Origin of the sequence: Echinimonas agarilytica (assembly GCF_023703465.1) — a bacterium.
GTDB lineage: Bacteria > Pseudomonadota > Gammaproteobacteria > Enterobacterales > Neiellaceae > Echinimonas > Echinimonas agarilytica.
This window is the reverse complement of sequence record NZ_JAMQGP010000001.1, coordinates 1,016,378-1,025,463: the sequence shown is the minus strand read 5'-3', so window position 1 is coordinate 1,025,463 and position 9,086 is coordinate 1,016,378. Positions and strand designations below refer to the sequence as shown.

The window sequence follows — 9,086 nt, the reverse complement described above, 5'->3', positions numbered from 1 at the left end:
TCCCCGCTTTGACAAATGTCGCTAACCTCATCAAAGGCCGCTTGTGGGGAATTCTAAATGCGATGAGGCATCAAGTCTCAAATGGTTTAGCGGAGGCCCTCAACAGTCGCATAAGAACCATCAGAGTTCGAGCTCATGGCTTTCGTTCAAAAGAGCGATACAAGAACGCCATCATGTTTCATTTTGGAGGGTTAGATTTGGCGCCAACCCACCACAATTAATGAAGGGCCATAAACAACCAGTAAAATATACAGCAACAGATTCAAAGCGTGTTCAGCAATCGTTACATCGGTTAAAAAACGCTTTTTTTCAGTGTGTTACAGAAAAAATTAAGGAAGTTAGAGCAAAAAGGTTCTGCAAACACGTTTTGGGACACAAGTGAGTTACAAAAAAAGCGAGCACCACTCCCGCAGTACTCGCTTCTCTCTGATTTTAGCCTGACGTCAGTTTCTATCCTCAATTGACGTCAAAAACTGACTCTCTGATCCCCACCATCACCTACTCATATTCACTCATTGGCACACACGCACAGAACAAATTACGGTCGCCATATACATCGTCAATACGATTCACTGTAGGCCAGAATTTATTCTGAGCCACACTCGGTAATGGGTACACGGCTGTTTCGCGGCTATAACTGTGCGGCCATTCGCCCATCACATTTTGCTGCGTGTGCGGTGCATTCACCAATGGGTTGTCTTCTAAGCTCCACTCGCCTTTCTCAACTTTCGCAATTTCTTGGCGAATAGCAATGAGGGTGTCGGCAAAACGGTCAAGTTCAACCTTTGCTTCACTTTCAGTGGGCTCCACCATTAACGTGCCCGCCACTGGGAAGCTCATGGTTGGAGAATGGAAGCCGTAGTCGATTAAACGTTTGGCAATGTCCATTTCTGTAATGCCCGACGCTTCTTTGAGTGGGCGAATGTCTAAAATACATTCATGCGCGACTCGGTCATTGCGGCCGGTGTACAACACTGGAAAGTGTTCTTTTAAACGCTGCGTGAGGTAGTTGGCATTTAAAATAGCCACCTCTGTGGCGTGCTTTAAGCCTTGGCTGCCCATCATGGCAATGTATGCCCATGAAATTGGCAAAATGCTGGCCGAGCCATACGGAGCGGCAGAAACAGCGCCGTTGTCTTTGGCTTCGCCGTCCATATCAACCACGGCGTGGCCTGCCACAAACGGGGCAAGGTGTTGTTTCACACCAATTGGGCCCATGCCCGGCCCACCACCGCCATGCGGAATACAAAACGTTTTGTGCAAGTTGAGGTGCGATACGTCTGCCCCAATAAAGCCCGGCGACGTTAAACCCACTTGGGCGTTCATGTTGGCACCGTCGAGGTAAACCTGACCGCCGTTGGCATGAACAATGTCACACACTTCGCGAATGGTTTCTTCGTATACACCGTGGGTAGACGGGTAGGTCACCATGAGGCACGACAATTGGTCGGCCATGCTTTCGGCTTTTTCACGTAAATCATTGAGGTCGATATTGCCGTCTGTATCACATGCAACCACCACAACTTTCATGCTGGCCATTTGTGCCGACGCTGGGTTTGTACCGTGTGCTGATTGCGGAATGAGGCAAATGTTGCGGTGTGCATCTCCACGGCTTTCGTGGTATTTACGAATGGCTAACAAGCCTGCGTACTCGCCCTGTGCGCCTGAGTTTGGCTGCATGAGCAAGGCGTCGTACCCAGTAATGTTGATAAGCCAATCACTCAGCTCGGTCATCATTGCGGTGTAGCCTTTGGCCTGCTCGCGTGGGCAGAATGGGTGTAATTGGCCAAATTCTGGCCAAGTTACAGGAATCATTTCTGCCGTGGCGTTGAGTTTCATGGTGCATGAGCCCAATGAAATCATCGAGTGGTTTAACGATAAGTCTTTGTTCTCAAGACGCTTGATGTAGCGCAGCATCTCGGTTTCTGAGTGGTAGCGATTGAACACCGGATGAGTTAGAAATTCGGTATCGCGTTGCAAGTTTGCTGGGATCACGCCGGCTGCGTCGATCACTTGCTGGTCAAGCACCTGCACAGATGCATTGTGGCTTTCGCCAAGCAACAGATCGAACAGTTCATTCACGTTGGTCGCGGTGGTGGTTTCATCCAGACTGATCCCCACATGACCCGACACATCAAGGCGTAAATTAATGCCACGTGCTTGTGCGGCTTCTATCACGGCAGATTTGTCGTCTACTGCGACCAATACGGTGTCGAACCAACTGCTGTTGGCGAGTTTCAAGCCGCCTTGCTGCAAACCCAACGCCAAAATACTGGTGAGGCGATGAATGCGGTTTGCAATGGTTTTAAGCCCTTGTGGGCCGTGGTAAATGGCGTAAAACGCCGCCATATTGGCCAAGAGCACTTGTGCCGTACAAATGTTGGAGTTGGCTTTTTCGCGGCGAATGTGTTGCTCGCGCGTTTGCATGGCCATGCGCAATGCGACGTTACCGGAAGTGTCTTTAGACACCCCAATAATGCGACCCGGCAATGAACGTTTGTAGGCGTCACGCGTTGCAAAGAACGCTGCATGTGGCCCGCCATAGCCCATGGGTACACCAAAGCGTTGCGCAGAGCCGAGTACTACATCGGCCCCCATTTGGCCTGGAGCTTTGAGCAATACCAAGCTCATAATGTCGGCGGCGACGGCCACAATGCCTTTTTTGGCTTGTACGGCAGCAATCACTTCGGCAAGATCGTTCACCTCACCTGTGGTGCCTGGGTATTGCAGTAATGCACCAAATACATCGTGCTCACCGGCGGTGTTCCACGCGCCCACAATCACATCAAAACCAAAGGCTTCAGCGCGGGTTTTCACCACGTCGATGGTTTGCGGATGAACATGGTCGGCCACAAAATAGGTGTTTGATTTTTTGTTTTTAGACACACGCTTAGCCAGCGCCATGGCTTCGGCTGCGGCGGTTGATTCGTCGAGCAGTGACGCCGATGCGAGATCTAATCCGGTGAGATCCAGTGTCATTTGCTGGAAGTTCAACAGCATTTCTAAGCGGCCTTGGGCAATCTCTGGCTGGTATGGCGTGTAGGCCGTATACCAACCTGGATTTTCCAATACGTTCCGCAAAATCACATGCGGCGTGAACGTGTTGGAATAGCCCATACCAATGTGTGAACGGAACACTTGATTCTGCTGAGCGAGTGACTTGAGGTAAGCCAAGGTTTCTACTTCGGTACGCGCACCACCCATTTGCAAAGGTGCTGGCAAGCGAATATCAGCAGGTACAGTCTGAGTAATGAGTTCATCCAATGAACTTACACCCATAGTCTCCAACATAGCCGACTGCTCTGAAGCGTCTGGCCCTATGTGGCGGCGAATAAAATCCTGCTTTTGTTCTAGTACAGAAAGCGAAACGTTCGTCATGTTACAACCCGTCAAACAGCGTTCACAGATCCCTTTAGCGAGGGATAAAAATGCAAAAACCCCAACCAAATGATTGGGGCTACTTAATGATTTGGTCGAGCGACTTATTCGTCGTCGATTACTTCTTGGTATGCGTCGGCATCAAGGACGTCATCAAGCTCAGCTAAATCAGTTGGCTTAATGCGGAAGAACCACCCGTCACCGAAGGCATCGCTGTTCACAAGCTCTGGAGAATCGTCCAAGCTTTCGTTTACAGCCATGATTTCACCCGACAACGGTGAGTAAACATCCGAAGCAGCTTTCACTGACTCGGCAACGGCAATGTCGTCACCAGCGCTGACTTCTTCGCCCACTTCAGGCAATTCAACGTAAACCATATCACCGAGCAACTCTTGTGCATGTTCGGTAATGCCAATGGTGTATGTGCCGTCTTCTTCTTTGCGAATCCACTCGTGAGAAGCGGTGTATTTCAGCTCTGCAGGAATGCTACTCATGGTTCTTATCCTTTAATCTAGTACTCAATGTGTGTGCTCAGACACGATTTTATCGTCAATGTATTATTCAAATCACGCAGGTGTTTAAACAGCTTTGCCATTACGCACGAATACGGGTTTAACCTGTTTTACTGTAACCCACTTTTTGCGCATTTCCACTTGAACTGTGTCACCGGTATTGGCTGGCACGCGAGCCATTGCAACCGAGTAGCCCAAGGTGGGAGAGAAAGTGCCGCTGGTGATCACACCGCAGGCGTCTTGATCGTCGCCTAAACGCACGGCTTGGCCTGCACGAAGCACGCCTTTTTGTTCCATGATGAGGCCGACCAATACGTCGGTGCCCTCTGCGCGTTGCTGCTCTAATACTGAGCGGCCAACAAAATCACGCGAGGCGGGTTCCCATGCAATAGTCCAGCCCATATTGGCGGCGAGTGGCGAAATTGTTTCGTCCATATCTTGGCCGTATAAATTCATGCCCGCTTCTAACCTCAAGGTGTCACGCGCGCCCAACCCAGCAGGTTTAACGCCAGCAGCCAATAATGCATTCCACAGTGTTCCGGCTTTGTCGGTAGGAACGATAATTTCGTAACCGGCTTCGCCGGTGTAGCCTGTGGTGGCAATGAATAAGTCGTCGGCCTGTATACCAAAAAACACCTTCATGCCGTCAATGGCAGCATTTTGCTCGGCACTGAACACTTCAGCGGCTTTTGCTTTGGCGTTGGGGCCTTGAACGGCAATCATGGCCAGATCGTCACGCTCAGTGAGAGTGGTGTCAAAATCGGCGGCAATTTTCTGCATCCAATTTAAATCTTTTTCACGGGTGGCGGAGTTTACAACCACGCGGTAGTCATCTTCAGTAAAGAAGTAGACGATAAGGTCGTCAATCACGCCGCCTTGTTCATTCAACATACCTGAATAGAGGGCTTTGCCTTTTACTTTGAGCTTGGCGACGTCGTTGGCGAGTAAACGTTGGAGGTAGGCTTGAGCCTGTGGCCCTTTCACATCGACAATGGTCATGTGAGACACGTCAAACATTCCTGCGTCTTGACGCACAACATGGTGTTCTTCAAGCTGAGAGCCATAATGCAGTGGCATGTCCCAACCGTGAAAGTCGACCATTTTTGCGTTGCATTCTAGGTGCTGCGGGTGCAGGGAAGTTTGTTGTGCCATGGGAATTCCTCTAAGCCTTTAAGACGCGCACATGAGCGAGGTCATGTTGATGTTTTATCGAACGCTGTATGGCGCGCGATTATACCCGTGCGACCACTGAACGAGAACCATTCTATGATGAATAATTCTCGTGTTCGTTCATTTTTCATGTAAAGAGAAGTATCCGCTCATGACGTAACGCGCCAAGGGTGGCGTTTTTGCCGTCACTGGCGACTTCTCAATTCAGCGGAGCTTTATACTAGCCCCATGGCTTTTTTGATCAGTTGGGTTTTAATGACGGGCGCTTTGTCCACCAAGTTCATGCCTAAACCAATGAGTGTTTTTAACGGTGCCGGATGCGCTGAAAAGGTAAATTTAATGGCGTCCATCCCGGCAATCATTTCCATGGCTGCGGCTTTACGGGCGCGCTCGTAACCACGCCAATGGTTCACATCACCCAAGTCGAGCACTTCGTCTTGATTCGAGCGATTCGCCAATGCTTGTAATTGCTCTGCCCATGCTTGTGCATCACCAAAGCCCAGATTCACCCCCTGCCCTGCGAGCGGATGAATGGTGTGTGCGGCATCGCCCATGAGCACCAAACGGGGTTTTAACCATTGCCGTGCATAACGCATAGTGAGAGGAATAACGGTAGGCTGGCTGACTAACTCACACACGCCTAAAGTGGCGTCGAACGCTGCGGTAAGTTTTTTGGCGAATGCTGGGTTGTCTAGCGCGCTAATCTCAGTGGCAACCTCTGGCGGCACCGACCACACGATGGAACACAAGTCCGGCTGGTGCAGCGGTAAAAAAGCCAATGGGCCGTGTTCGGTAAACGCTTGACGCGCGCAATGTTCGTGCGGGCGCTGAGTTTTGACGGTGGCAACAATGGCATGATGACCATAATCACGAAATGTAATGGGTAAGCTGGCTTGCTGGCGGCACCAAGAATTTGCGCCATCGGCGGCAACCACTAATTGAGCGCCGAGCATGGTGCCGTCTTCGAGCGTTAACCACGCTTCGCGTTCACCTAAGTTCAGCTGTTGGCACTGTACGTGTTGGAATAGTTGAATATTAGCGTGAGCCTGCGCTTGTTGATGTAACGCCGACGCCACCACATTGTTTTCAACAATATGGCCCAATTCACTGGCCCCGGTTTGGCCTGCTAAGTCTGAGCCTTTGAGCGTGACTTCGCCGGGTTGGTCGGACTGCCAAACATGCATCCACTGAAAAGGCGTGGCGCGCTGGGCTTCAATGCCTTGCCAAGCGCCGAGCTGCGTTAACCAATGCTGACTATTAAGATTAATGGCAGACACGCGGTTAGAAATCGCATCGCTGGCTTTTTGCGGTGCAGGCGCGGCATCAGCCACGGCCACTTGGTAGCCATTATTGGCAGCGCTAAGTGCAGCACTGAGCCCCACCATACCACCGCCTACAACAATAATATCAACGCTGTTCACGAAGCCATTCCTCTGGAGATTGTGATAGTGACGACAGGCCCATTGCTTTTTGAACCAGCCAATTACGAGCCGGAGCAAGGTGCGCCATGGCACTGAGTGCGGCGCTGCGGCCAAGTTGCAAGGGCGCTATGTCGTTTGAGAACACAAGCGCCAATACGTGTGTTGATTCGGCCACACCCACTTGATCGCTCAAGCGCGCCTGTTGGTAAGCGTTAAGTACGTTAAAGTTGCCTACGTCGCCACGTTGTTCTGGGTGCTCGTGCCGTGTTTTGCTCAATTGCATGGCCAGTTCCATGACATCTCGAATGCCCAAATTAAAACCTTGCCCTGCGATGGGGTGCAGCGCATGTGCCGCGTTGCCTAACACGACGGCGCGTGGAAACACAGATTGCTCCACCAGCCGTAATTTCAGTGGATAGCTATTGCGCGTGCCTACCCGCTCAATAAGCCCGCATTGATAGCCCATGGCATGTTGCAGTTGCTGGCTAAATTCATCATCCGACATGGCCAACAATTCGGCCGCTTTTTGTGGCTCGTGCGTCCAAACTAAGGCACGACGATTATCTGGCATGGGCAACAATGCCAGTGGTCCAGACGGCGTAAAGCGTTCAATGGCCCAGTTGTTGTGCGGTTCGTCGGTTTGTACATTGGCGATCACCGCCACATGGCCGTAATCATGCTCGCGGGCACTCACATTCAGCATCTTGCAGGTATCTGAATTTGCGCCTTCTGCCACGACCAGTAGTTGGGTCGTGAGGGTGTCTCCAGATTCCAGCGTGACGGTTCTTAATTGGGTGCGGGAGTCGATGGATGTGGCGCTGATTTTGTTGGGCCGAAACCAAGTTAAATCTAATTCGGCCACGGCATCTTGCAAACATCGGCCTAAAATTCGAGCCGGTAACACCTGTCCAAACTCAGCCAACCCATGCTGTTCGGCATACAACCGGACTTTGCCATAACTGCCTTGATCAGACACATGAATATGGCCAATGGCTGCGCCTTGTTCATGCATGTTATTCCAAAGCCCTAAGGTTTTGAGAATTCGCACCGTCATGGCTGACAAGGCGAATACACGCTCATCAAAATTAGCCGGTTGTTCAGGTGTTGGCTGGTGACTTTCAACAATGGCTATTCGCCAGTTGTGGGCTTTTTGAAGCGCATGAGCCAAACTCAAACCCGCTAAACCGCCACCTGCAATGATGAGGTCAAAGTGAGTATTGGGCTGCGAGTCTGACATTGTGTTTGAATCCATTAAATTTCTGTTTCAGCAGCGGCATGCGCGTTCGCCATGAGCGATTCAATATCGGCTATTTCTTTGGGAACTTGTGCTGTGAAGTTCTCGTAGCCATTTTCAGTAATGAGTAAGTTGTCTTCTATACGAATACCGATATTGTGCCATTTAGGATCAACATCAGCGGTGTCATCAATGTAGATGCCCGGCTCAATGGTGAGCACCATTCCGGGTTCAAAGGCGCGGGTTTGGCGGCCGTCAATCCGTTGGTAGTCGCCTACGTCGTGTACATCTAGCCCCAACCAATGACCAATGCCGTGCATGAAGTACGCACGTTGGGCATTTTGTTCAATGAGTGTGTTGATATCACCGGATAAGATACCAAGGTCCACTAAGCCTTTAACAATGACGGCAATTGCCGCTTGATTGACAGCGTGAAAGTTACTGCCGGGTTTAACCTGCTTAAACGCAGCGTATTGTGCGTCTAACACCAATTGATAGAGCTGGCGTTGGGGTTCTGTAAAAACACCATTCACCGGGAACGTGCGGGTAATATCAGCGGCATAGCCTGCCAATTCGCAGCCCGCGTCGATGAGCACTAATTCGTCATTGGCAATGGCGTCTTGGTTTTCGGTGTAATGTAAGATACAAGCATTGGCACCGCCCCCCACAATTGAACTATAGGCGGGGAAGCGAGCGCCATTGCGCGCAAAGTGATAATGAATTTCAGCTTCGAGTTGATACTCGCCTACACCTGCATGGCTGCTTTGCATGGCACGGCAATGGGCTTGTGCTGATATTTCGCCAGCTTGGCGCATCACATCTAGTTCTGCGGCGTCTTTGATAAGTCGCATTTCGTCGAGCAAAACGCGAATATCGTGCTGTTGCGTGGGGGCAGCCAAGCCTTTTTTCGGATTGTTTCGCAACTCATTCAACAATGCTGAAATGCGCTCATCACAGGCTGGATAAGTGCCTTGGGCATACCACAAAGTTTGCGTACCACTGACAAGTTCACGCAATTTTTCAGGCATTTCAGACAGAGCATAAGCGTGGTCTACAGCCAGCTGCTGCACTGCATTTTCGGCTCCTAAGCGACGCCCTTGCCAAATTTCAGCGAAGCGGTCTTTATCACGACAAAATAGAATACTTTGCTCAACTTCGGTGGCTGTAGCTGGTTTTAACACCAACCATGCATCGGGCTCGTTGAACCCTGAGAGATAGTAGAAATAGCTGTCTTGGCGAAACGCGTATTCAGTATCGCGACTGCGAGTCAGCTCTTGGGCTGCGGGTAAAATTGCAATGCTATGCTCGCCCATTTGTGACAATAGGCGCTGGCGGCGCTGTGCGTAAACATCGATCGGCAAAGATTTCATG

The 9,086-nt window shown here is 50.7% G+C and carries 7 protein-coding genes; 1 reads left to right on the top strand and 6 read right to left on the bottom strand.

Features of this window, described 5'->3' with window-relative positions; translation table 11 throughout:
* Positions 1-221, top strand: a 221-nt coding sequence (locus NAF29_RS04295) for a transposase (RefSeq protein ID WP_251260244.1), incomplete at its 5' end; no start/stop codon positions are given.
* A gap of 277 nt (positions 222-498) precedes the next feature.
* Here the strand turns inward: NAF29_RS04295 and gcvP are convergent.
* The 6 genes from gcvP to pepP form a co-directional block, all read right to left on the bottom strand.
* Positions 499-3,378 carry an aminomethyl-transferring glycine dehydrogenase gene (gcvP, locus tag NAF29_RS04290; protein WP_251260243.1) on the bottom strand — a complete coding sequence of 960 codons (2,880 nt, stop codon included), beginning with the start codon at positions 3,376-3,378 and terminating at the stop codon, positions 499-501.
* A gap of 104 nt (positions 3,379-3,482) precedes the next feature.
* Complete coding sequence (gcvH, locus tag NAF29_RS04285) at positions 3,483-3,872, bottom strand: glycine cleavage system protein GcvH (RefSeq protein WP_251260242.1); 390 nt, start codon at positions 3,870-3,872, stop codon at positions 3,483-3,485.
* Between the two features lie 84 nt (positions 3,873-3,956).
* Positions 3,957-5,042 (bottom strand): glycine cleavage system aminomethyltransferase GcvT, encoded by a 1,086-nt coding sequence (gene gcvT / locus NAF29_RS04280; protein WP_251260241.1) that lies wholly within the window; start codon positions 5,040-5,042, stop codon positions 3,957-3,959.
* A gap of 233 nt (positions 5,043-5,275) precedes the next feature.
* On the bottom strand, positions 5,276-6,481 hold the full coding sequence (locus NAF29_RS04275) for an FAD-dependent oxidoreductase (protein WP_251260240.1): 1,206 nt from the start codon (positions 6,479-6,481) through the stop codon (positions 5,276-5,278).
* On the bottom strand, positions 6,468-7,718 hold the full coding sequence (gene ubiH / locus NAF29_RS04270) for a 2-octaprenyl-6-methoxyphenyl hydroxylase (protein ID WP_251260239.1): 1,251 nt from the start codon (positions 7,716-7,718) through the stop codon (positions 6,468-6,470). Before ubiH ends, NAF29_RS04275 begins: the two co-directional genes overlap by 14 nt.
* A gap of 14 nt (positions 7,719-7,732) precedes the next feature.
* Positions 7,733-9,085, bottom strand: coding sequence for a Xaa-Pro aminopeptidase (gene pepP / locus NAF29_RS04265; protein WP_251260238.1), 1,353 nt, complete (start codon positions 9,083-9,085; stop codon positions 7,733-7,735).
* Position 9,086 lies beyond the last annotated feature (1 nt).

What these genes read in the sequence shown, in the direction of transcription:
- ubiH (WP_251260239.1), bottom strand. Translation starts at nt 7,718, where the DNA reads ATGTCAGACTCGCAGCCCAATACTCACTTTGACCTCATCATTGCAGGT.
- gcvP (WP_251260243.1), bottom strand. Translation starts at nt 3,378, where the DNA reads ATGACGAACGTTTCGCTTTCTGTACTAGAACAAAAGCAGGATTTTATT.
- gcvH (WP_251260242.1), bottom strand. Translation starts at nt 3,872, where the DNA reads ATGAGTAGCATTCCTGCAGAGCTGAAATACACCGCTTCTCACGAGTGG.
- pepP (WP_251260238.1), bottom strand. Translation starts at nt 9,085, where the DNA reads ATGAAATCTTTGCCGATCGATGTTTACGCACAGCGCCGCCAGCGCCTA.
- gcvT (WP_251260241.1), bottom strand. Translation starts at nt 5,042, where the DNA reads ATGGCACAACAAACTTCCCTGCACCCGCAGCACCTAGAATGCAACGCA.